The following is a 21,562-nucleotide window of genomic DNA, read 5'->3' on the forward strand; positions in this document are numbered from 1 at the left end:
GCCTCAGGCATGAACACGGACGTGAAACGAGGTGCGCGATGCTGAATATTCTAGTCGTGCGCGAGATGCGTGCACCGGACCTGGTGACACCCGACGAGGGCGTGAGCAGCACACTGGCGCGCGGGGAATGCCGCGTCGCGCTGGACCCGGTGACGGCCGGCAAGCTCGCGCGTCATCTGGACAGCAGCGTCAGTGACACCCGCGATGCCATCGTGCACGTGGAGAGCGGTGCCGGACGCCACGCGCACTTCGACGATGCGGCCTACGCCGCCCAGGCCGGGGTGGCGGTCGTCGCCGAGGCCGATATCACGGCGGCGCGTGCCGCGGCGGATCTCGTGCTGTGCGTGCGCACGCCCAGCGAGTCACAGATCAGCGAGTTCCGTGAGGGCGCGGTGGTGGTGGCATTGATGACGCCGTACCAGAACCCGCAGCTCATCACCAAGCTTGCCAGCCAGGGGCTGACCAGCCTGTGCATGGAATTCGTGCCGCGTATCTCGCGCGCCCAGAGCATGGACGCCCTGTCCTCGCAGGCGGGTGTCGCGGGCTATCACGCCGCGCTGCTCGCGGCCAATGAGTCCTCGGTGTTCTTCCCGATGCTGACGACTGCCGCCGGGACCGTGCGTCCGGCGCGTGTCGTGGTGGTCGGTGCCGGTGTCGCGGGGCTGCAGGCCATCGCCACCGCCAAGCGTCTCGGCGCGCAGGTGTGGGCCTATGACATCCGCGCCGCCGCGCGTGAGCAGGTCGAGTCGCTGGGCGCCAAGATGATCGATACCGGCGTCGATGCCTCCGGCGAGGGCGGCTACGCCCGCGAGCTGACCGATGACGAGCGCGCCCAGCAGGCCGAGGCGCTGGCACGTCACATGGGCGATGCGCATGTGGTGATCTCCACCGCCGCGATTCCGGGGCGTCCGTCACCGCGCATCATCAGCCGCGAGATGGTCGAGGGCATGAAGCCTGGCGCCGTGCTGGTCGATCTCGCCGCCGAAGGCGGTGGCAACTGTGAACTGACCGAGCCCGGCAAGCGTGTCGAGCACGCCGGTGTCACGGTACTCGGTCCGTTGGACATGGCCTCGAGCCTGGCGGTCAATGCCAGTGAGATGTACGCCAAGAACCTCTTCAACCTGCTGACCCCCTTCATGAAGGATGGCGAACTGACGCTGGACTTCGAGGATGCGGTGCTCGGCCCGATGCGTCTGACCGATGGCGGCCGCATCACCCACGATGACGTACGCGCTCGCGCGGAGGACGCCGCATGATCGAAGGACTTTCTGCCGTATACATCCTGATGCTGGCGGCCTTCGTCGGCTACGAGGTCATCTCGCGCGTGCCGGTGATTCTGCACACTCCGCTGATGTCCGGTTCCAACTTCATCCACGGCATCGTGCTGGTGGGCGCGATGATCGCCCTCGGTCAGGCCGAGACCGGCATGCAGCAGTTCATCGGCTTCATCGCCGTGCTGCTGGGGGCGGGCAACGCCGTCGGCGGCTATGTGGTCACCGAACGCATGCTGGAAATGTTCAAGACCAGTGATCGCAGCAAGGGCGCTGCCAATGGCATCAACGACAAGGAGGCTCGCTGATGAACTGGCTGGTCGAAACAGGGTATTTCGCGGCGGCGGTGGTCTTCATCCTCGGCCTCAAGCGCATGTCACATCCTTCCACGGCACGCAGCGGCATCCATTGGGCCGGTATCGCGATGGTCGTGGCCACGCTGCTGACCTTCCTGCATCCGCAGATTGATGGCCGTTATGGCCTGATGCTGCTGGCCATCGTGATCGGTGGCGGCATCGCCTGGTATTCCGGCAACAAGGTCGAGATGACCGACATGCCGCAGATGATCGCCATCTACAATGGCATGGGCGGCGGTGCGGCAGCGGCGATCGCCGCGGTCGAGCTGATGCGCATGAGCGACAACCCGGCGCTGATCGAGCAGCACGGCTCGCTGGCGCTGTGGCTGGGTGTACTCGGGGCGATGATCGGTGCGGTGGCCTTCTCTGGTTCCATCGTGGCCTGGGCCAAGCTGGATGGGCGCCTCAAGAAGACGTTCAACTTCCCGAGTCAGCAGTTGATCAACATGATCGTGCTGGGCCTGACGGTCTATCTGGGCATCGTGATCGCGGCGGTGGAGCCTTCAAGCTCGCTGGTGCTGGTGTTCTTCGCGCTCGCGTTGCTGTTCGGTGCGATGCTGGCACTGCCCATCGGTGGCGCCGACATGCCGGTGATCATCTCGCTGTTCAATGCGCTGACCGGCCTTGCGGTGGCGATGGAAGGCTTCGTGCTCGGCAATGCCGCGATGATCATCGCCGGTACTGTCGTCGGAGCGGCCGGTACGCTGCTGACCCAGCTGATGGCCAAGGCCATGAATCGCCCGATCCGCAACGTGCTGTTCAAGCAGTTCGGGGGCGCCTCCGGTGTCGAGCAGGGCGAGATCGAGGGCAGCATGAAGGCTTCCGATCCGATGGACGCCGCCGTGCAGCTGGCCTTCGCCGAGCGCGTCATCATCGTGCCGGGCTACGGCATGGCCGTGGCGCAGGCGCAGCACAAGGTCTGGGAGATGGTCGAGCTGCTGGGTGAGCGTGGCGTCGAAGTGCGCTTCGCGATCCACCCGGTCGCCGGTCGCATGCCGGGTCACATGAACGTGCTGCTGGCGGAAGCCGGCGTGCCCTACGACATGATCGCGGACCTGGATGAGATCAACAACGACTTCGAGACTACCGACGTGACGCTGGTCATCGGTGCCAATGACGTGGTCAATCCGGTCGCCAAGAATGACGCCTCAAGCCCGCTGTACGGCATGCCGATCCTCAATGCCGACCAGTCACGCAATGTACTGGTGATCAAGCGCGGTCAGGGCTCCGGCTTCTCCGGGGTCGAGAATCACCTCTTCTATCTTGACCACGCGCGCATGGTGTATGGCGATGGTCAGAAGGTGGTCGGCGACATGATCACGGCCCTCAAGACGCTGTGATCTGACGCCTCGGCGTGATGGGGCAAGTCTGCCGCCATCACGCCAGTGCTGAACAGACCGGCAATTTCTGCGCCTCAGGGGGCAGGAATTGCCGGTTTTTTTTGTATACATCGAGAGTTCATGCAGGTCGCTTGTTGATGCAGATCAATTGTAAAGACCGGTCGATGACTCATGTCGGTCGGTTGCGCGCGAGGCGCGCATGGCAGTCGCGTCACGCGGGCGCAGCCCCCTGCGTTGGCCACGAGGTCTGCGCGGACATCTCTCGTTCAGCATTCTCTGACAAACTATGAGTACAATGCCTGCCATTCACTGAGCACATCGTCATCCAAGGAGTCAGCATGTCTGCCACTACCCCTTCACCTCGTCGGGCCATTCGTGATCGCGAGGTAAGCGAAACGACCCCTCAGGCGGTGGGACTCAATGTCTGCGTGCTGGGTGGCGGCAGCTTCGGGACCGCGATCGCCTCGATTGCCGCCGACAACGGTGCCAGCGTCACCCAGTGGATGCGTGATGCCAGCCAGGCCGAGGAGGTCAACACCCGACACCGCAATTCCGGCTATCTGCCGGGCTTCGAGATCAATGCTTCGGTGCGTGCTACCACCGACATGGCCGATGCACTGGCCGAGGCCGAGCTGGTCTGCGTGGCGATTCCCTCCAAGGCCTTCCGCACGGTGGTCCGCCAGGCGCGCGCTCACCTGCGTGACGGGCAGATTCTGGTGGCTACCACCAAGGGCATCGAGAGCGAAGGCTTCACCCTGATGAGCGAGGTGCTGGAGCAGGAAACCGGCTTCACGCATATCGGCGTGCTGTCTGGCCCCAATCTGGCGGCCGAGATCGCCCAGCGGCAGCTGACGGCCACGGTGATCGCCTCCGACGACGCCTACACCCGCGCTCGCGTGCAGACGGCCTTCGGCTGCGACTATTTCCGTGTCTACGCCAGCAATGACCGCTACGGTGTCGAGCTGGGCGGGGCGCTGAAGAACATCTACGCCATTGCGGCCGGCATGGCCGCGGCCCTTGGCATGGGCGAGAACACCCGCGCCATGCTGATGACCCGCGCGCTGGCCGAGATGAGTCGCTTCGCCGTGGCCAAGGGCGCCAATCCGATGACCTTCCTCGGCCTTGCCGGCGTGGGCGATCTGATCGTGACCTGCTCCTCGCCGTTGTCACGCAACTATCGGGTCGGCTACGCGCTGGGAGAAGGGCGCACACTCGACCAGGCGGTCGAGGTGCTGGGGCAGGTCGCCGAGGGTGTCAACACCGTGCGATTGGTGCAGGATGAATCCGAACGGCTGGGCATTTACATGCCGCTGGTCAGTGGCATGGCCAAGGTGCTGTTCGAGAATGTCGATCCGCATCACATGGCCCGCGCGCTGATGGGCGGTGAGCAATCCAGCGATGTGGAATTCGTGCTGTCGCGTGAGTCGGTGCAGCAGGCGCGGCAGTTGGAACCCGACGGCTCCTGAGGACTCATAGCAGGTAGCGGGTGATGGAGCCTGTCTCGCCATCCCCTTGTCTGGCTCGTGCAACGCTCCGGTTGGCGAGTCCCTGGTCATCGGCCGCAGCGACAGAGCGAGTCATGAAGCGCTTGCGCTGCGGCAGTCATCTTTTCAGGAGAATGTCATGAGTGTACTGATCATGCGTCACGGTGAGGCCCAGGCCGGCACGCCGGACCCCAGCCGCGAATTGAGCGAACATGGCCGCGAAGAGGCGCGCCGCATCGGTTGCTGGTTGGCCCATCAGCTGCCCGCCGAGCGTCGTGCGCGTCTGACGCTGGTCGTCAGTCCGTTCACCCGCGCCCAGCAGACCGCTCAGGAAATCTCCTCGGCGCTGGAGCTGAGTGGTGAGCAGCAGACCACGCTCGAGATCATCACCCCGGACGACCCGCTGACGCCGGTGCTCGACTGGCTGCAGACCCATGTGCCGCCTACCTCTGAAGGGCGTGAGCCGCGCGACTGGTTGATCATCAGCCACAATCCGCTGGTCTCGAATCTGGCCAGCGCCCTGGTCGATGGCCCCGGCAGCACCCAGCTAGCCTTTGCCACCGCAAGCCTCGCCTGGCTGGACGCCGATGTCTGGGCTGCTGGCCTGGCGGATCTTCACCAGTTCGTGAGCCCGGCGGAACTGACCTAAGTCACGCACCGCTGTCATGCACCGCAACGAAACGCCCCCGCCAGTCTGCACTGGCGGGGGCGTTTCGTTGGGGCGTGTTTGCGTGGCGTGCCGTCTTCTGGCTCAGAGCGCTGCTGCTTGATCAGACCGCTGTTGCTAGACCAGGCCGCTCAGCTTGAGCACGAAGATGCCTGCCGTGATCGTGATGCCCGCCATCAGGGTGCTGATGGCGATGATATTGGCGGCCAGACGGTCATTGCCGCCCATCGCCCGCACCATCACGAAGCTAGCCGCCGCCGTCGGTGAGGCGAAGAACAGGAACAGCACCCCGAGTTCGGTGCCGCGAAAGCCCAGCAGCACGGCGACGGTGGTCGCCAGCAGCGGCACGCTGATCATCTTCATCAGGCTGGCACTGATGGCCAGCTTGCGGCCTTCACGCAGTGAGCGCATCGACAGAGTGCCGCCGATGCAGATCAACGCCAGCGGCAGCGTCATGCGCGCGAAGTAGTCGCCGGAGGTCTCCAGCCACTCGGGCAACTGCCAGCTGAAGGCCGCGAAGGGCAGGGCGGCCAGCACGCCGAGAATCAACGGGTTGGTGATGATGCCGCGCGCGATGCCACTCCAGCTGGTGCGGCCATCGCCGAGATAGCTCGACAGCACCACCACCGACAACATGTTGTAGGACAGGATGACGACGCCCATCAGGATGCCGCCCATAGAGAGGCCGAGATCGCCATAGAGATTGGCGGCCAGTGCCAGCCCGACGATGGCGCAGTTGCCACGAAACGAGCCCTGTACCACCTCGCCGCGCTCCGTTCTCGGCACGCGCAGGATCGCCCAACCCCACAGCAGCAGGAAGGTGCCCAGTGTCGCCAGCGCGAAGTAGGTCAGCATGCCCGGACGCAGGGCGTGATCCAGGTCCGCACGCACGATGGAGAGGAAGACCAGCGCCGGCATGGTGCCCTTGAACACCAGCGATGAGGCGGTGCCGATGAAGGTGTCATCGATCCAGCCGAGGCGTTTGAGGCCCAGGCCCAGAAATACCATCGCGAAGACCGGAACGGTGACGTTCAGGGTCGCGACGAACAGCGCCAGCATGTCGTTCATGAAGTAGTCTCGCTCATTTCCGCCCTTGTCCTGTGAGTGTTGCGGTCTGTCTGGTGAGGCTTCTGGTCAGCGCCTGATGTACGTCGCGCGACTGCGGCGGCCCGTTTCGAATTGCCGCGTTGGCCTGGCTCAGGCCAGCCAGAAGCCCGTGATCAAGGCCGCTGCCAGCAAGGTCCAGAACAGGCCGTTGCGCAGGCGGGTATCGCGGCGCGGCCTGGAAGACGGCGAGGAGGTAGCGGGCTGCTTGTCATGCTTGGGCATCGAGGGGTCCTGTCCAGCAAGGTGAAATGTTGGCTCAGCGAATGTGCGAATGAAGGCTCAACGTGTGAAGTCTCTGGCAGGCAGACCGCCGGCCAGCAAGGCGCTCTGGCAACAGCGCGTGCCTGTCATCCGCCCAGCATATCAGGCTTTCCTTAGACTTAGGGATAGTCGTTCAGCTCTGGGCTAGTGGTTCAGCTCTGGTATCAGGTTCTGCTGTGCGAATGCTGCCAACTAGGGGCGCGTGTGGGCGTGATGATCGAGAAGACAGGCACCGCGATACGCCTTGAGGGCCGGCAAAGGGCGGAATAGACGCCATAACCGCGCGAGTGGCGACTGCGCGCGCACTCCTGCTTGGCGAGCGCAGGCTGTCCGCTTACCCTGTGCGCTGCATTGTCATCTGTCACGGTTATCTGCCGGAGCCCCGATCATCTTCCGGCCTCATGATCACCTGCCGGAATCATCAGCCCCGGCAACGCATTGCCCCTATCAAGAAAAGTACAAGGAGCGGGTATCTTGCAGGACCCATACACGACCTCTGCGTCATCTTCTGCCGCGACGCCCTCTGCTGCGACTCGTTCTGTGGCAACCCGCTCTGCGGCAGCTCGTTCTGCGGCAGCTCCCGCGGGCGCGTCTGCCGAGCCGTCCTCCTCTCCAGCGTTGTTGGTCAGTCGTGGGCTCGGACGTCAATTCGGTGAGCAACAGGCAGTCACAGGACTGACCTTCACGGCCTCGCGTGGCGAGGTCATCGGTCTGCTGGGTCCCAATGGCGCCGGCAAGACCACCAGTCTGCGCATGCTGGCGGGCACGCTCGCTGCGACCCAGGGTCAGCTGGAGCTGGAAGGCGAAGCCTTCGATGGTCGCGCCAGTCAGCGCCAACTCAATCGTCTCAAGCGACGCATCGGCTATCTGCCGGAGGGCGCGCCCCTGTGGCCGCAGCTGACGGTGCGCGAGAGCCTCGAGTGCGTCGCGGGTCTGCATGGGTTATCGCGCAAGGTGCGTAATGATCGCCTTGCGGCATTGATGGATCGCCTGGATATCACGCCTTTCGCCAATCAATTGTGCGCTGTGTTATCCAAAGGCTATCGTCGTCGCGTGGCGCTGGCGATGGCGTTGACCCATGATCCGGACATCCTGCTGCTCGATGAGCCCACCGATGGGCTGGACCCGCTGCAGAAGGACAGCGTGCGCGCCTTCATACGCGAGCTGGGGCGCGAGCGACTGATCATCGTTTCCACCCATCTGCTGGAGGAAGTGCCTCGCATCTGTGATCGCGTGCTGGTCATGGCCAATGGCCAGCTGGGCTTCGATGACACGCCGGAGGCGCTGGCCGCGACCTCCGTCAGCGAAGGCATTCTGGGCGGCAGCCGTTCGCGCTATGGCGCGGGGTATGGGGCGAGTTCCAGCCTGCCGGTTTGGCGAGTGACGCTGAGCCGGGCCCTGAGCGAGCGCGAGCTGGCCAGTGTCTCGCGTCTGCCGGGCGTGGCGGCCATCACGCCCGTCAAGCCCGGCGATGCCATGGCGCGTGACAAGTCGCCGCTGGTGGTCTCGACCGGTGCCGTGCTGCGCCTGGCGGGGCGTCTCCACCAGGACCCGCGGCCCGCGCTGGCACGCTGGTGCAGCTACATGGAAATCCGCCTTGATGAATGCGTCCACGAACGGGGCGATATCGAGGTCGCGTTCCGCCAGCTGGTGACGCGCATGGCACAGCAGCCCTCGCCGCTGCCGATGCGCAAGCAGACACCGCGCGCAGATCAGGAGGTGTCGTCATGAGGGCCGTTCTCGCATTGGTCCGCCGTGACCTGCATCAGGCACTGACACAGGGCGCCAGCTGGTCGCTGCTGGTGGTGATGGCGGTGCTGGCCCCGCTGGGGGCCTTCGAGGTGGGCGATCTGCTGGCACGTGATCGCGCCGACCTGGGCTCGCTGTGGCAGGTGTTGCCCTGGCTGCTGGTGCTGTGGACGCCGCTGCTGGCCCTGCGCGGCTGGCCGGAAGAGCGTGCCAACGGCCTGCTCGAATGGCTGTCCGGCCTCGGGCTGGGGTCATGGCGCCTGGCCAGTGCACGCCTGATCAGTGCCAGCGTGCTGGGCTGGCTGGGACTTGCGATGACGGCGCCACTGGTGGTGCTGATCCATTGGCTCGGCACGCCGGATCTCGGCCTGATGCTCAGCGGCTATCTGGGCATGGCGCTGCTGGTGATGGCGCTGGCCAGTCTCGGTCAGGCGCTGGCGGTGCGCGCGCCTTCTGCGCTGTCGGCGTGGCTCGGGGCGCTGGTACTGGGCCTGGCGCTGATGCTGCCGGGCACACCCGCGGTGACGAGCCAGCTGGCTCAGCATCTGGCACCGCACTGGGTGCAGCTGCTCGATCTGATCAGCTTGCCGGCGCATCTGACGCCTTTCAGCGAAGGCCGACCGACCTGGCTCGATGCCAGCTACTTCCTGCTGCTGACCCTGGCCGGGCTGGTGCTGCAGGCGCGCGGCCTCAGTCAGGAGCGCCATGCGCGCAAGCAGGCGCCACAGTGGCTGGTCACGACGGCGCTGGCGGCTGTGGTCACCGCGCTATTGCTGGCCGGCGTGCGCCTGCCGCCGCTGCTGACGGCCGACGGCCACAACCCGCTTACTCGCGCACATGATCTGACCGCCTCGCGTCAGCACAGCCTGAGCACCGCCAGTCGTGCGGTGCTCGGTGGCCTCGAGGCACCGGTGACGCTGACCTTCGCCTACAGCGAACGCTTCGCCGCCGATCTGCCGCAGCTGCGTGAACTGGCGACACGGATCGAGACGCGTCTGGCCGCCTTCGCGCGTGAGCCGCAGATACGTCTCAAGCGTGTCGACCCTGCGCCGGACAGTGCCGACTTCGCGGATCTCGAAGCGCAGGGCCTGACCGCGCTGTCATTGCCGGGCGGCGAAGAGATGCTGTTCGGGTTGGTGGTGGATGGCCCCTACGCCGAACGCCGCGCCATCCCGCTGCTCAAGGCGGCGGATATCGGCGGGCTGGAAGCGCAGGTGACGCGCCAGATCCAGGAAGTCTCGCGCACCGAACCGCCGCGCCTGGGAGTCGTCTCGAGTTTGCCGGTGATGGGCCAGCCCAGCCTGGAGCAGGGCAGGGCGCTGGGCAGCTGGGGCCTGATGGAGCACCTCAATGCACGCCTGCGCATCGACTGGCTGTCGGCCGGTGATGATGCCGCGCGCCCGATCGCCGATCAGGATGCTTTGCTGGTGATCGCGCCGCGGCTGTTGCCGGTCAAGACGCTGGAGGCCATCACGACCTATCTCGAGCGTGGCGGCCGGGTGTTGATGCTGGTGGACCCGCTGCCCGAAATGCTCGATCAGCCGGCGCCGGCTTCCGAGGCGCTCACGAGGTTGCTGGCGCGCGCCGGGCTTGAATCACGCGCGGGTGAGGTAGTGGCGGACGCGCAGCTGGCCTTGCCGATCGGCTTGCTGGATGGCACGCGTGCCTTGAGTCCGACGCTGCTCGGGCTAAGCGCCGCGCAGCTGTCGGACGCCGCGCTCAACCTCAATGTCGAGCAACTGGTGATGTCCAGCGCTGGCTGGTTGGCGCCGCTGCCTGATGCAGCAGACGCATCATCGAAAGGCCCGGGAGCGCAAGACGCGCCGTTGCAGTGGCTGATTCGTGCCAGTGATGAGGCGCGCCTGATTCCGGCGGCGCGTGTCCACGCCAGCCGCATGGACCCGCGTCCGCTGTCGGGACTGGCAGGGGAAACAACGCCGGCGGGCGGGCTGGCCGTGCTGGCGCAATGGCCGACAGCGGGTGCCAAGGGTGGCCAGTTGCTGGTGGTCAGCGATGTCGACATGGCCAGTGACCGTCTGTGGCGGCGCACGGCGGCGGATGGCAGCGAACAGGCCCTCAATGCCAATGCGCGCTGGCTGGAAAATGCCGTGGACCTGCTGGCAGGCAGCCCCGAGCTGGTCGCCTTGCGCGCGCGTGCCCATCAGGTGCGCGAGCTGACGCGTCTGCATCAACTGGCCGATCGTCAGGCCGCCGAGGAGACACGGCTGCGCAATGACTGGCAGACGCGTCTGAGTGCGCTCGGTGCGACGCCGGTGTCTGGCAAGGCCGAAGCCGCCCAGCAAAGCGACGCCTTGGCGGCGATGCAGCATGACTTCGAGGAAGCGCTGTCACGTCAACAGCGTGAAGCGAATGCCGAGCGTGATGCCCTGCGCCGCGAGCTGCGCCTATGGACGCTGCTGGCCTTGCCGGTGGCGTTGAGCCTGCTCGGCGAGCTGATCTGCTGGCGTCGCTATCGTGCCAGCCGTCGCGCGGGCTATCAGTCGACAGGGCGTCTGTCGGGCCACGGTCAGCCCAGCGGAAAGCGCAGCGCAGAACGTAATGGACAGCGTAATGGACAGCGCAATGAACAGCACAGCGCTCGCTCTACCGGTGCCAAGCCTGCGCGGACGACGCCGAGCGATACTACCCAGTCGGGAGGTGATTGATGGGGCGCTTCAATCGGACGGGATGGGCACTGACGGCGCTGGTCTCCGTGGCCGCGGTGACGGCGCTTGCCGCTGGGCCGTCACTGCTGGAATCGCTGCGCTCAGGCCCCGTTACGGACGGGGCAGGCCCTGTGCAGTGGCCCAGAGAGGTGCTGATGAGCGAGTCGCTGATGAGTCAGGCGCTGACGAGCGAGGCCGCGGGTCAGTCAGGCGTCTTGCAGCCCTTGCCGCTGCTGTCGCAGGTGGCCGCCTCGGCGCAGCATATCGGCATTCGACGTGGCGCAGAGGCCAGCCAGGACTGGTTGAGTCTGGCGCGTGGGCCGGCAGGCGACTGGCAGATCACCTCATTGGCCGGCTGGCCTGCCCGCCAGGGCAAGGTGGAGGCGCTGGTGAGTCAGCTGGGCGAGGCACGATTGCGCACGCGCAAGCCGGCCACGGACAAGGCACTTGAAGCGCTGGGCTTCAGCGCGCAGTCACCGCTGCTGAGCGTGAAGGGCAATGGCGCTCAGGTGAGTCTGCAACTGGGCGCCAGGCCCGCGGCGGCAACACAGCTGAGCGGTGCGGGCAGTGTCGAGTTGGCGGGGCGTTACGTGCGGTGGGTGCCGTCGCCCTTGGACGTGAAAGGTTCCCCCGCCATGGCTGGTGTGAATGGCGTAAGTGGCGTAAGTGGCGCGAGTGGCGCGCCGGTCTGGGAGCTGTCACGCGATATCGGGTTGCCGGATTGGCGCGGCGGCATGGCGCCCAGCGAGGTGCTGGACGTCACCGAGCTACGCAGTGACGCTGCGGTGTACAAGCCGCTGAGTCGCATGGACATCTCGCTGGCGGCGTCTGCTCTTTCGGCTTCTGCCCGAGACGCGTCAGTACCGCAAGCGCCGCTGGTGCGAGGCCTGGCACCTGACAGCGACGCTGCCCATGAGATTCTCGCTGCGCTGTCGCCGCTGACCCAGAATGACCTGCGCCCCCGTGACTCCACGCCTGAAAGCGGCGATGAGAACGTCGTCGAGAGCGGCGCAGCCCCGCAGGGTGGCTGGCAGCCCGCCGTGACGCTGACCCTCAACTGGTCGCGCCCCTCGCTCTATTACCGTCAGCATGAGCAGCTCAAGGATCGCACCCAGCTGGTGTTGGCCATCGCGGCGGGCAGCAAGCCCTGGGCGCGGCTGACGCTCTCCGGCAAGGGATGGCCACCTGAACTGGTCGCACGCTTGAATGCCGTCGAGATTCAGGTCAATGGTGCGCTGCGCGATCATCTGCTGGCGCTGGGTGCGAGGGCGTTGCAAGACGAACCCGTTGAGCTCACCGCTGGCGCGATTCAGGCGGCGCTGGCGGTCAGTCGTGCATTGGCGTTGCCTGAAGCGGGAGCGGAAGTCGCCGAGCCGAGTACGGAAACAGGCGATGCGCTGGTGCCGAAGGGCATGGAAGGGGAGTGAGATGCAGCATGGGCCAAAGGGAGGAGTGGCGCCCATGGGGCGGGGCTGGCATGCTGTTGACTATATTTAAACAACCGTTTGTCTGGGCGCGTCAGGGACGGCGGCCCGTGGTAAGGAGACCTTGCGATGAATGCCACCTCACGGCAACCCCGGTCCGGGCAGGCCTTGTCCGAACGTGCCTTGTCCGAACAGGCCTTGTCCAAGCAGGGCGACGCTAACCCGGCGGGCCTGGATGCCGACACCGAGCGCCCGGTACTGGCCTTCGCGCATGCCAATGGCTTCACCGGTGCCTGCTACAAGAGCCTGTTGGCGCCGCTGGCCGAGCATTTCAATCTGCTGCCGGTGGACCGACTGGCGCACGACCCTGCCTACCCGGTCGGCAACAATCTGATCTCGCTGCGTGATGAGTGGCTGGCGTGTCTGGATACCGCGCTGGGGCCATTGCCCTCGGCGGTCGGCACCGGGCGCAAGGTGATCGGGGTCGGCCATTCACTGGGAGGCATCGTCAATTACATGGCGGCGCTGAAGCAGCCGGAACGCTTTCATTGCCTCGTGCTGCTCGACCCGCCGTTGATGCTGGGCCGCGATGCGCTGGGCATGAAGGTCGCCAAACGCTTCGGCTTCATTGATCGTGTCACGCCGGCAGGCCGCACCCGTGGGCGTCGCGCGCGCTGGGACTCCCGTCAGGCCATGCAGGATTACCTGCGCCGTCGCTCGCTGTTCGCCAACTTCACGCCAGAGGCGCTGGACGACTACGTCGACAACGCCACCCATCGTCACGCGGATGGCAGCCTGTCGTTGAGCTTCGATACCCGTCACGAGGTCGAGATCTTCCGCCACCTCAGCGATCACCTGTCAGGTTCGCCGGCGAAGCTGGCGGTGCCGGTCAGGATTCTGGCCGGCGCCCAGTCTGATCTGCTCACGCCGGCGCGTCAGGCACGCCTGCGCCGCGCCGGGCTGACGGTGGAGCATGTCCGGGGAGGACATATGTACCCCTTTGAATACCCACAGGAGACGCGTGCCGCGCTGCTGGCGGCCATCGCGGACCTCGCGCCGCCGAATGTACTGCCGCCAGGTCTGCTGGCCGGGAGGCAATCATGAGCACTGATCAAACCGTGCAGGACATTGCCGAGACGCCCGTGAGCGCCAACGTTACGCTGCGTGAGCGCCGCTTCCCACGACGCACGGGCGGAGAGCTGGCGGCCCTGGAGTGGGCGCCTGCCGAGCACGCGGAGCAGGCTCCGACGTGGCTGGCGCTGCATGGCTGGCTCGACAATGCCGCCAGTTTCAGTCGTTTGGCACCGCTGTTGTGTGAACGGCTGGGCATTCGTCTCATCGCCATCGACATGGTCGGTCACGGACGCTCGAGTCCGCTGGGTGAGCATGGGGATTATGCGGTGTGGGATTACTGTCACGATGTGATCGAGGCGCTGGAAGGCCTGTATGACGCGGGGCTGCCGCGCGCGCCGGTCACGGTGATGGCGCACTCGCTGGGGGCGGCGGTGGCGGGGCAGGTAGCTGCGGCGCTGCCGGAATATATCGCGCGACTGGTGCTGATCGATGGCATCGGCGCACTTGCTACGCCAGCCTCGGAGGTGGTCGATCAGCTGCGCCGCGGTTTGCTGGCACGCCACGCGCAGCCGGTCAGACGCGCCACCACGCGACGTGCCCATTATCGTCATGTCGAGGATGCCGTGGCGGCGCGGGTCGCGGGAGGCGTCACGCCGATCGATGCCGACACGGCGCGGCCGATCGTCGAGCGAAACCTCGAGGTGCTGGAGGACGGTGGCCTGCGGCTGAGAAGTGACCGCCGCCTGCTGCGGCCTTCATTGATGCGCTACACCCCGGAGCAGGTGCTGGCGTTATTGTCGGCGTTGACCCAACCGGTACTGCTGATCGAGGGCGAGCAGGGTATCCTGACCATAAGGCACGAGGCACAGCAGGCGCGCGATGCCGTGAAGAGGCTCGAGCGTCGTGTCTTGCCGGGTGGCCACCACCTGCATCTGGAGCCGTCCCATGTGGCGGCGGTTGCCGATGCCATCGTCGAGTGGATCAGCTCGCAATGAGCGATGCCTCGCGTGCCGCGTCCGTTCATCTTTCATCATCTGCAGCGGGAGACATGCCATGGCCAAGCGCAAGACCATCGCCCTGGCACTGGGGAGTGGCGGGGCCCGAGGTTATGCCCATATCGGCGTCATCGAGGAAGTGCTGGCGCGCGGTTATGACATTCGCGCCATTTCGGGCTGCTCGATGGGGGCATTGGTCGGGGGCATTCATGCCGCCGGCAAGCTGGATGCCTATCGTGACTGGGTCTGTGAGCTGGATTACTTCGATGTGCTGCGGCTGGTGGATGTCACCTGGAGCCCGATGGGCGCCATTCGCGCGCGCCGTATCATGGATGAGCTGGAAGCCTTGATCGGCGACACGCGCATCGAGGATCTGCCGATTCCGGTCACCACCGTTGCCACCGACCTGATCGCCCAGAAGGAGGTCTGGTTCCAGAGCGGCAACCTGCTCGAGGCGATTCGGGCCTCCATCGCGGTGCCTGGGGTGATCACGCCGGTGCAACGCGACCGCAAGGTGCTGGTGGATGGCGGCCTGATGAATCCCCTGCCGATCACGCCACTGGTCGCCGCCCACGTCGATCTGGTGCTGGCGGTCAATGCCACGGCGCATTCGCCGCGCAATCAGACGCTGGAGCAGATGCTGCCGCCGGCCGATGCCGCCGAGGAAGAGGCGCGTGAAGCCGCCCTGGAAGCGCGTGGCGGTGGTTTCAGTGACTGGCTGCGGGGAGTGCGTCGCGGTGCCGAGCGCATCTTCTCTGCCGAGAAGGAGCAGGCGCTGGAAGACCAGCAGGGCATAGCATTTGCCAGTCCGGTCGGCGGTGTCCCGCTGCCACCGGGCGATGCCTCGCGCCTGAAGTTCGAGGCACTGAAAAGCAGCGATGCCGAGCCGGCGCCGGGGGCAGAGGCGTTGGCAGAGCCGCAGGCAGGTGCCGGCGCTGTTGCCCAAGACAAGCAACAGCAGCCTGCGAACGAAGCCGAGCCTGGACTGGTCGATGAGAACGCGCCGGAGCTTGCCTGGGGCAAGCTGGACATGATGATGCGCTCCTTCGATATCACCCAGGCAACGCTGGCCAAGTACAAGATCGCCGGCTATCCGCCGGATATCCTGGTCGAGATTCCCAAGACGGTGTGTGGTGCCTACGAATTCCACCGCGCCGCGGGCTTGATCAAACTAGGCCGCCATCTGGCCGCCGAAGCGTTGGACCGCTACGAGAAGGGCAGCGACGGCTAGCCTGTCGTGAGTTGCCCTTCAATGAAAAAGCCCCCGCCAATCGGCGGGGGCTTTTCGTTGCAGTGCTCTTGCATACAGTGCTCTTGGATACGGAGCGCTTCGTTGCAGAGTGTGTGTCCGGAGCCTGAGCGAAATGTCGCCTCAGCCGTTGATCCACTTGTCGAAGATGGCGGCCTGCTCGCCGGTGCCCTGCATCTGGGTCAGCCACTGATCGACGTAGGCCTTCCAGATATTGTCGCCCAGCGGCAGCAGATAGCCCTTCTGGGAGAAGGTGAACGGCGCATCAGGATGCACGCTGCACAGCTCCGGATGACGGCTGGCCTGCAGCTGGGTCTCGATGGCGTCGGTGACCATCACATCGGCGCGGTCTTCGATGATGTTGTTGAAGATGGTGCGGTTGTCGTTGTGCGCGACGCGCGTGGCATCGCTCAGGAATTCATTGGCGAAGCGCTCGTTGGTGCCGCCCGGATTGACGGTGATGCGCACGCTGGGCTGATTGATCTGTGCGACGGTCTGGTACTTGTCGACGTCCTCGCAGCGCACGATGGGCGTCTTGCCGCCGGTCTGGTACGGCTGGCTGAAGTAGGCCTGAGCCTGACGGTCCAGCTTGACCGAGATGCCGGACATGGCGATGTCGCACTTGCCGGAGGTGAAGTCTTCCATCAGCGTCGGCCAGCTGGTCGGCACGGTCTGTACCGTGGCACCCAGGCTCCTGGCCAGTGAAGCGGCCATGTCGATGTCGATGCCTTCGAAGTCGCCATTGTCTTCACGGTGGCTGAAGGGCGCGTAGTCACCGGTGGTGCAGACCTTCAGCACCTGGCCTTGTTGCACGCGCGAAAGGGTGCTGTCGGACAGTGCATCGCTGGCGGCGGCCGGCATGGCGAAGGCCAGTGACAGGCCGGCGGCGGTCGCGCTGCCGAGAATGGCAGCACAAAGGGTGCGGCGTGAAGCTGTGCGCATTGGCTGTTCAGCGTTGGGTGTCATCAGGGTGTTCCCTTGTCGTTATGGTGGCAGGCTCGGCGTGAGGCCTGCCTCTGCTACTCATGAGCTCTGCTACTCGAGTGCTCTGCTATTCAAGTGCTCTGCTATTCAAGTGCTCGGCTATTCAAATGCTCGGTTATTCAAGCACTCAGTTATTCAAGTATTCGGCTATTCAGATGCTCGGATGGTCAATGTCTCGGCGGTGTGGCGACCGTAGGGTTCACTCAGTCGAGCAGCGGGTCACGGCCCTTGCTGCGCAGCAGGACATAGACCGCGCCGCTGCCGCCATCCAGCTCCAGTGACGAGGTGAAGGCCAGCACGTCAGGCCATTGGCGCAGCCAGGCATTGACGTGGCTCTTGATGATGGGGTGATCGGCCATGCCGGTCCATGCCTTGCCATGCACCACCAGTACGCAGCGTGAGCGACGCGCAATGGCATCGTCGATGAAGGACTCAAGCTCGATGCGGGCCTGCTCCAGCGTATAGCCGTGCAGGTCGAGACCCGCCTCCCAGGGAATCTCGCCGCGCTTGAGGCGCTGACGCTGACGGTAGGGGAGGTCCGGTACCGCGAAGTCAAGCAGCTGACTGGGCGTGACCGGCTCGACCTGACCATCGGTGGTACGTGATGGCGTGCCGAGCGAATCGGTGGAGGCTTCACTGGCGGCCGCGCGCCGCGCCGCCAGACGCGCCTGCTCTTCCTTGTCGACGGGCTTGCGGCCAGGGTCAGCGCGGTTGGTGGTGATCTTGCGTACGCCGGCCTGCTTGAGGGCGGCACGGAAGGTGTTGAAATCGTCGCCGGTATCCGAGCTGTCGTCGTGGTTGGGTGGCATGGCCGGGCTCCGCAGGCAATAAAATGGCAAGTCGCGCAGTATAGCGCGGCTGTCGGTGCTGTGAAGCACCACATCCTGCGCGGCGCCCATGGCGCGAGCAAGGGTCGCCGCCACGCCTCGTGAACGCTACAATGCCTGCGCGAGACGCCGCCGACCGCACACGATTGGTGGCGCTCGTTGTCCATCTGTCCGCTTACAGGAATCACCGTGTCCACTACTTCCGCGTCCGACCTGCGCCACCCTTCCAGCCTCAGTGAGCCGGATACCCGTCTCGTCGAGGAGCTGGTGACCCTGCGCGACCTGATCCGCTGGGCGACCAGCGAGTTCCACGCGCATCGCCTGCACTTCGCCCATGGCACCGATTCTGCCTGGGACGAAGCGGTGGCGCTGGTACTGGGTGCGCTGCATCTGCCGTGGGACACGGACCCCGCCGTGATCGACGCGCGTCTGCTGACCATGGAACGTGCGCGTATCGTGGCGCTGGTACGTGAGCGCATCACCACCCGCAAGCCGCTGCCGTACCTGCTCGGCGAGGCCTTCTTCACTGGCGTGCCCTTCGATGTCGATGAGCGCGTGCTGATTCCGCGCTCGCCGATCGCCGAGCTGATCGAGAGCGGCTTCTCGGCCTGGTTCCCGGAACTGCCGCCGACTCGCGTGCTGGACATGTGCACCGGTTCCGGCTGCATCGGCATCGCCACTGCGCTGGTGATGCCGACCGCCGAGGTCGATCTGGTCGATATCAGCAGCGAGGCGCTGGAAGTCGCGCGTCGCAACATCGAACGTCACGACGTGGCGGGGCGTGTCATCGCCGTGCAGTCGGACCTGTTCGCGGGCGTGGCCGGCAAGCGCTATGACCTGATCGTCTCCAATCCGCCCTACGTGGATACCTTCGATCTCTCCAACATGCCGCAGGAATTCGGCCACGAGCCAGCGCTGGCGCTGGGCGCCGGTGATGACGGCCTGGATATCGTGCGTCGTATCCTGCGCGAGGCGCGTGACTACCTGACCGACGACGGCGTCTTGATCGTCGAGGTCGGCAACTCCGAACGCCACCTGATGGAAGCCTTCCCGGAAGTGCCCTTCATGTGGCTGGAGTTCGAGCGCGGCGGCAATGGTGTCTTCGCCATCGATGCCCAGACGCTGGAAGTCTGCGCACCCGAATTCGCCTGAAGTCAGGCTGGGCTGGTGCTTTCGCTTCAACTCCAGACCTGAAAAGCTCATGACAACCATTATCAGAACGCCGTCGGCCATGACCGGCGGCATCGCCTGAGGACCCCTGAATGTCCGGAAATACCTTCGGCAAGCTGTTCACTGTCACCACCTTCGGCGAAAGCCACGGCCCGGCACTGGGCGCCATCATCGATGGTTGCCCGCCGGGTATCGAGATCAGCGAAGCGGATCTGCAGATCGATCTGGACCGCCGCCGTCCCGGCACCTCGCGCCACACTACCCAGCGTCGCGAGCCGGACCAGGTGCGCATTCTCTCGGGCGTGTTCGAGGGTCGTACCACCGGCACGGCCATCGGCCTGATGATCGAGAATACCGATCAGCGCTCCAAGGACTACGGCAAGATCAAGGACCAGTTCCGTCCTGCCCACGCCGACTACACCTATCACCACAAGTACGGTGAGCGTGACTACCGTGGTGGCGGCCGTAGCTCCGCCCGCGAGACCGCGATGCGTGTCGCCGCCGGTGCCATCGCCAAGAAGTATCTGGCGGGCCTGGGCGTGCAGGTGCGTGGCTACCTGTCCCAGCTCGGCCCCATCGAGCTTGAGGTCAAGGACTGGTCGCTGGTCGATACCAATCCGTTCTTCTGTGGCGATGCCGATCGCCTCGAGGAGCTGGAGCAGTACATGGACGCCCTGCGCAAGGAAGGCGATTCCGTGGGTGCCAAGGTCACCGTCGAGGCAACTGGCGTGCCGGTGGGGCTCGGTGAGCCGATCTTCGATCGTATCGATGCCGAACTCGCGCATGGCCTGATGAGCATCAATGCCGTCAAGGGCGTCGAGATCGGTGACGGTTTCGCCGTGGTCAGTCAGAAGGGCACCGAGCACCGTGACGAGATGACGCCGGAAGGTTTCCTCTCCAATCATGCCGGCGGCATTCTGGGCGGTATCACCAGCGGCCAGACCATCCGTGCCAGCATCGCGCTCAAGCCGACCTCCAGCCTGCGGCTGCCGGGTCGCAGCATCGACGTCAATGGCGAAGCGGTCGAAGTGATCACCACCGGCCGTCATGACCCGTGTGTCGGCATCCGTGCCACGCCGATCGCCGAGGCGATGGTCGCGCTGACGCTGATGGACCACCTGCTGCGCCATCGCGGCCAGAACGCCGACGTCAAGGTCGAGACCCCGGTGCTGCGCGAGGTGTAAGCCGCTTGTGGCGCGGCTGAACTTGTGACGCTGCCAGGCCGCTGAACTTGTAACGCTGCCAAGCCGCTGAATATTGAAAAGACACGCCCCAGCCATGGAGTGATGCCCTGCATCCTTCGTGGCTGGGGCGTCTTGCGTTGTGGACTGGCTTGCACAAAGTAAATAAGAAAAGGCGTAAGTAGCAGGCTGCCCCGTGTCTTTCTCGCTGCTAGACTCGAATGGCATGCATGCCAGCAGACTCGCGTACCACGCCGTGCGCGGGGAGACAACACAAGGAATCTGCCATGAAGATCAACGTCGAATTCGACCTCACGCCCCAGGAATTTCGTCAGGCGATGGGCCTGCCGGATGTGGAAGCCTTCCAGCAGGAATTGATGGAGCGTTTCCGTCGTCAGATGGAGGCGGGTGTTGAAGGTTACGACCCCATGAGTCTGCTCAAGCCACTGATGGCCCCGGGCGCAGGCACGCCGTTTGCCAAGTTCATGCCGCCGGGCATGGCCGAGGGGATGATGGGTGGCGCGTCTAGCGCTGGCAATGCCGGGCAGGGCGCAGCGGGCGACATGGGCGAGAGCATGGCCCAGGGCATGGCCGCCTTCAATCAGTATCAGAAGATGATGCTGGATACTCTACAGCAGTTCGGTCAGGGCGGTGCGGAAGGCAAGGAGTCTGACAAGACGGAGTCTGCCGCGCGCAGGAGTTCAGGGCGTAATAGTGATCACAGCGCGGATCAGAAGGCAGAGCAGAGCGCCAACAGGACGGAAGATGCGAAACCGGCCTCTGCGGCCAGTGCGCGCTCACGCGCCAAGCGCAGTTGATGACAGGCGCGATGAGAGTCATTGGCTGATATCGGTGTGAGGCATGCCCGGCCAATCCCGTGACAGAAAATGCCGTCTGACAGTTTTCTGTCATGGGATTGCAACCACCTGAGGAGCAGACTAGTCTTTGTGCAGTGCAGCATATTGCTGTGCTCCACAGGTGGCGCAGAGACTTCTGCGCGCTGTCCCGGTACGGAATCCATGGGAGGAACCGTCATGCAGCAGGATCAGATGTTCAACGCCTTTGCCGAGCAAGCCCGCAGCTTCTACCAGCCGATGCGCAAGCTCAACACTCTGATGCTCGACCATATGGGCAAGATTGCCGATTATCAGATGGACGCTGCCAAGCGTTACGCCGATACCGGTTTTGAGCGTGCGCGTGCCGCCACTGAAATCAAGGGTATGGAAGAGTTCAGCAAGTTCAGCAACCGCCAGCTGGAAGTGGCGACCGAACTGTCTCAGCAGATGATGGATGATTCCCTGAAGCTGGCCGAGATGGGCAACGAAATGCGTGCCCAGCTCGAACAGGCCTACTCTGACGCTGGCAAGGAAGCCACCGACAAGGCGTCCGCTGCCACAGAGAAAGCCGCTTCAGCAGCAGAGGACAAGGCATCCTCCGCTGCCAGCAACAAGCCGGCTGCCGCGACAAGCCGAGCCAAGCAGAACTGAGGTATACCCCGAAAAGGCTGGCGCTTGCGCCAGCCTTTTTTTTGCCGTTTTCAGGCATTGCCCCTGCCGTGCTGAAAGGCGCATGCTGGAGATGGGTACGCTGACGCACAGGCTGTTTTGCTCTCGCATTTGCCGCGCGCGAATCCGATGGAAAGCAGACCTGCAGGTGACAGGGTGTTGCAACTGACAGCGCACTGCAGCTGACAGTGCACTTCGCTTGCCTTGCCATGCTTGCCTGCAGCGCCCTGAAATCAGTCATGAACAGCCTTG

19 protein-coding genes are annotated in these 21,562 nt (G+C 64.9%); 15 read left to right on the top strand and 4 right to left on the bottom strand.

The genetic code is table 11. The features are described 5' to 3' along the window. Positions 1 to 38 precede the first annotated feature (38 nt). The 5 genes from CDPAHKCJ_RS08125 (at position 39) to sixA (ending at position 5,100) form a co-directional block, all read left to right on the top strand. Positions 39 to 1,256: an NAD(P) transhydrogenase subunit alpha gene (locus CDPAHKCJ_RS08125; RefSeq protein ID WP_205700817.1), complete on the top strand. Its 1,218-nt coding sequence runs from the start codon at positions 39 to 41 to the stop codon at positions 1,254 to 1,256. Further along, a complete protein-coding gene (locus tag CDPAHKCJ_RS08130) occupies positions 1,253 to 1,579 on the top strand; it encodes an NAD(P) transhydrogenase subunit alpha (protein ID WP_166019354.1) in 327 nt (108 codons plus the stop codon). Before CDPAHKCJ_RS08125 ends, CDPAHKCJ_RS08130 begins: the two co-directional genes overlap by 4 nt. Beyond that, a complete protein-coding gene (locus tag CDPAHKCJ_RS08135; protein WP_166019355.1) occupies positions 1,579 to 2,967 on the top strand; it encodes an NAD(P)(+) transhydrogenase (Re/Si-specific) subunit beta in 1,389 nt (462 codons plus the stop codon). The genes CDPAHKCJ_RS08130 and CDPAHKCJ_RS08135 overlap by 1 nt, the downstream gene beginning before the upstream one ends. Before the next feature lie 338 nt (positions 2,968 to 3,305). Continuing rightward, positions 3,306 to 4,433, top strand: coding sequence for an NAD(P)H-dependent glycerol-3-phosphate dehydrogenase (locus CDPAHKCJ_RS08140; RefSeq protein WP_166019356.1), 1,128 nt, complete (start codon positions 3,306 to 3,308; stop codon positions 4,431 to 4,433). Positions 4,434 to 4,590: 157 nt separating this feature from the next. Further along, a complete protein-coding gene (sixA, locus tag CDPAHKCJ_RS08145) occupies positions 4,591 to 5,100 on the top strand; it encodes a phosphohistidine phosphatase SixA (RefSeq protein WP_166019357.1) in 510 nt (169 codons plus the stop codon). Between the two features lie 135 nt (positions 5,101 to 5,235). Here sixA and CDPAHKCJ_RS08150 read toward each other — a convergent pair whose 3' ends face one another. Both CDPAHKCJ_RS08150 and CDPAHKCJ_RS13470 read right to left on the bottom strand, forming a co-directional pair. Further along, positions 5,236 to 6,186, bottom strand: a complete 951-nt coding sequence (locus CDPAHKCJ_RS08150) for an AEC family transporter (RefSeq protein WP_166019358.1) — start codon at positions 6,184 to 6,186, stop codon at positions 5,236 to 5,238. Positions 6,187 to 6,315: 129 nt separating this feature from the next. Then, positions 6,316 to 6,447 carry a hypothetical protein gene (locus CDPAHKCJ_RS13470; protein ID WP_277343445.1) on the bottom strand — a complete coding sequence of 44 codons (132 nt, stop codon included), beginning with the start codon at positions 6,445 to 6,447 and terminating at the stop codon, positions 6,316 to 6,318. A gap of 579 nt (positions 6,448 to 7,026) precedes the next feature. Between CDPAHKCJ_RS13470 and CDPAHKCJ_RS08155 the strand changes: the two genes are divergently transcribed. The 6 genes from CDPAHKCJ_RS08155 to CDPAHKCJ_RS08180 all read left to right on the top strand — a co-directional run bounded on the left by CDPAHKCJ_RS08155 (position 7,027) and on the right by CDPAHKCJ_RS08180 (position 15,625). Beyond that, entirely contained in the window at positions 7,027 to 8,217 is a 1,191-nt protein-coding gene (locus CDPAHKCJ_RS08155) for an ABC transporter ATP-binding protein (RefSeq protein ID WP_166019359.1), read from the top strand. Beyond that, positions 8,214 to 10,901, top strand: a complete 2,688-nt coding sequence (locus tag CDPAHKCJ_RS08160) for a GldG family protein (protein ID WP_166019360.1) — start codon at positions 8,214 to 8,216, stop codon at positions 10,899 to 10,901. The genes CDPAHKCJ_RS08155 and CDPAHKCJ_RS08160 overlap by 4 nt, the downstream gene beginning before the upstream one ends. Further along, positions 10,901 to 12,328 carry a DUF4340 domain-containing protein gene (locus CDPAHKCJ_RS08165; RefSeq protein ID WP_166019361.1) on the top strand — a complete coding sequence of 476 codons (1,428 nt, stop codon included), beginning with the start codon at positions 10,901 to 10,903 and terminating at the stop codon, positions 12,326 to 12,328. The genes CDPAHKCJ_RS08160 and CDPAHKCJ_RS08165 overlap by 1 nt, the downstream gene beginning before the upstream one ends. Before the next feature lie 126 nt (positions 12,329 to 12,454). Next, the gene (locus CDPAHKCJ_RS08170; RefSeq protein ID WP_166019362.1) at positions 12,455 to 13,429 is read left to right on the top strand and encodes an alpha/beta hydrolase; all 975 of its coding nucleotides are present in this window, start codon (positions 12,455 to 12,457) and stop codon (positions 13,427 to 13,429) included. Next, a complete protein-coding gene (locus tag CDPAHKCJ_RS08175) occupies positions 13,426 to 14,394 on the top strand; it encodes an alpha/beta fold hydrolase (protein ID WP_166019363.1) in 969 nt (322 codons plus the stop codon). Before CDPAHKCJ_RS08170 ends, CDPAHKCJ_RS08175 begins: the two co-directional genes overlap by 4 nt. Before the next feature lie 58 nt (positions 14,395 to 14,452). Then, entirely contained in the window at positions 14,453 to 15,625 is a 1,173-nt protein-coding gene (locus CDPAHKCJ_RS08180; RefSeq protein WP_166019364.1) for a patatin-like phospholipase family protein, read from the top strand. Positions 15,626 to 15,766: 141 nt separating this feature from the next. Here CDPAHKCJ_RS08180 and CDPAHKCJ_RS08185 read toward each other — a convergent pair whose 3' ends face one another. Next, entirely contained in the window at positions 15,767 to 16,609 is an 843-nt protein-coding gene (locus CDPAHKCJ_RS08185; RefSeq protein WP_205700818.1) for a transporter substrate-binding domain-containing protein, read from the bottom strand. Between the two features lie 221 nt (positions 16,610 to 16,830). Further along, positions 16,831 to 17,436: a Smr/MutS family protein gene (locus tag CDPAHKCJ_RS08190; RefSeq protein ID WP_166019365.1), complete on the bottom strand. Its 606-nt coding sequence runs from the start codon at positions 17,434 to 17,436 to the stop codon at positions 16,831 to 16,833. A gap of 207 nt (positions 17,437 to 17,643) precedes the next feature. Here CDPAHKCJ_RS08190 and prmB point away from each other — a divergent pair, with 207 nt between their 5' ends. From prmB to CDPAHKCJ_RS08210, 4 genes are all read left to right on the top strand, one after another. Next, positions 17,644 to 18,606, top strand: a complete 963-nt coding sequence (prmB, locus tag CDPAHKCJ_RS08195) for a 50S ribosomal protein L3 N(5)-glutamine methyltransferase (RefSeq protein ID WP_166019366.1) — start codon at positions 17,644 to 17,646, stop codon at positions 18,604 to 18,606. A gap of 110 nt (positions 18,607 to 18,716) precedes the next feature. Further along, positions 18,717 to 19,808 carry a chorismate synthase gene (gene aroC / locus CDPAHKCJ_RS08200; RefSeq protein WP_166019367.1) on the top strand — a complete coding sequence of 364 codons (1,092 nt, stop codon included), beginning with the start codon at positions 18,717 to 18,719 and terminating at the stop codon, positions 19,806 to 19,808. A 284-nt stretch (positions 19,809 to 20,092) separates the two neighbouring features. Beyond that, positions 20,093 to 20,623, top strand: a complete 531-nt coding sequence (locus CDPAHKCJ_RS08205; protein ID WP_166019368.1) for a DUF6489 family protein — start codon at positions 20,093 to 20,095, stop codon at positions 20,621 to 20,623. Positions 20,624 to 20,839: 216 nt separating this feature from the next. After that, positions 20,840 to 21,292 carry a phasin family protein gene (locus tag CDPAHKCJ_RS08210; RefSeq protein WP_166019369.1) on the top strand — a complete coding sequence of 151 codons (453 nt, stop codon included), beginning with the start codon at positions 20,840 to 20,842 and terminating at the stop codon, positions 21,290 to 21,292. The last annotated feature ends 270 nt before the right edge of the window (positions 21,293 to 21,562 follow it).

The organism is Cobetia sp. MB87 (genome assembly GCF_011319755.1).
GTDB lineage: Bacteria > Pseudomonadota > Gammaproteobacteria > Pseudomonadales > Halomonadaceae > Cobetia.

What these genes read in the sequence shown, in the direction of transcription:
- CDPAHKCJ_RS08150 (WP_166019358.1), bottom strand. Translation starts at nt 6,186, where the DNA reads ATGAACGACATGCTGGCGCTGTTCGTCGCGACCCTGAACGTCACCGTT.
- CDPAHKCJ_RS08165 (WP_166019361.1), top strand. Translation starts at nt 10,901, where the DNA reads ATGGGGCGCTTCAATCGGACGGGATGGGCACTGACGGCGCTGGTCTCC.
- aroC (WP_166019367.1), top strand. Translation starts at nt 18,717, where the DNA reads ATGTCCGGAAATACCTTCGGCAAGCTGTTCACTGTCACCACCTTCGGC.
- CDPAHKCJ_RS08205 (WP_166019368.1), top strand. Translation starts at nt 20,093, where the DNA reads ATGAAGATCAACGTCGAATTCGACCTCACGCCCCAGGAATTTCGTCAG.
- sixA (WP_166019357.1), top strand. Translation starts at nt 4,591, where the DNA reads ATGAGTGTACTGATCATGCGTCACGGTGAGGCCCAGGCCGGCACGCCG.
- CDPAHKCJ_RS08190 (WP_166019365.1), bottom strand. Translation starts at nt 17,436, where the DNA reads ATGCCACCCAACCACGACGACAGCTCGGATACCGGCGACGATTTCAAC.
- CDPAHKCJ_RS08185 (WP_205700818.1), bottom strand. Translation starts at nt 16,609, where the DNA reads ATGACACCCAACGCTGAACAGCCAATGCGCACAGCTTCACGCCGCACC.
- CDPAHKCJ_RS08125 (WP_205700817.1), top strand. Translation starts at nt 39, where the DNA reads ATGCTGAATATTCTAGTCGTGCGCGAGATGCGTGCACCGGACCTGGTG.
- CDPAHKCJ_RS08175 (WP_166019363.1), top strand. Translation starts at nt 13,426, where the DNA reads ATGAGCACTGATCAAACCGTGCAGGACATTGCCGAGACGCCCGTGAGC.
- CDPAHKCJ_RS08130 (WP_166019354.1), top strand. Translation starts at nt 1,253, where the DNA reads ATGATCGAAGGACTTTCTGCCGTATACATCCTGATGCTGGCGGCCTTC.
- CDPAHKCJ_RS13470 (WP_277343445.1), bottom strand. Translation starts at nt 6,447, where the DNA reads ATGCCCAAGCATGACAAGCAGCCCGCTACCTCCTCGCCGTCTTCCAGG.
- CDPAHKCJ_RS08160 (WP_166019360.1), top strand. Translation starts at nt 8,214, where the DNA reads ATGAGGGCCGTTCTCGCATTGGTCCGCCGTGACCTGCATCAGGCACTG.
- CDPAHKCJ_RS08170 (WP_166019362.1), top strand. Translation starts at nt 12,455, where the DNA reads ATGAATGCCACCTCACGGCAACCCCGGTCCGGGCAGGCCTTGTCCGAA.
- CDPAHKCJ_RS08135 (WP_166019355.1), top strand. Translation starts at nt 1,579, where the DNA reads ATGAACTGGCTGGTCGAAACAGGGTATTTCGCGGCGGCGGTGGTCTTC.
- CDPAHKCJ_RS08210 (WP_166019369.1), top strand. Translation starts at nt 20,840, where the DNA reads ATGCAGCAGGATCAGATGTTCAACGCCTTTGCCGAGCAAGCCCGCAGC.
- CDPAHKCJ_RS08140 (WP_166019356.1), top strand. Translation starts at nt 3,306, where the DNA reads ATGTCTGCCACTACCCCTTCACCTCGTCGGGCCATTCGTGATCGCGAG.
- CDPAHKCJ_RS08180 (WP_166019364.1), top strand. Translation starts at nt 14,453, where the DNA reads ATGGCCAAGCGCAAGACCATCGCCCTGGCACTGGGGAGTGGCGGGGCC.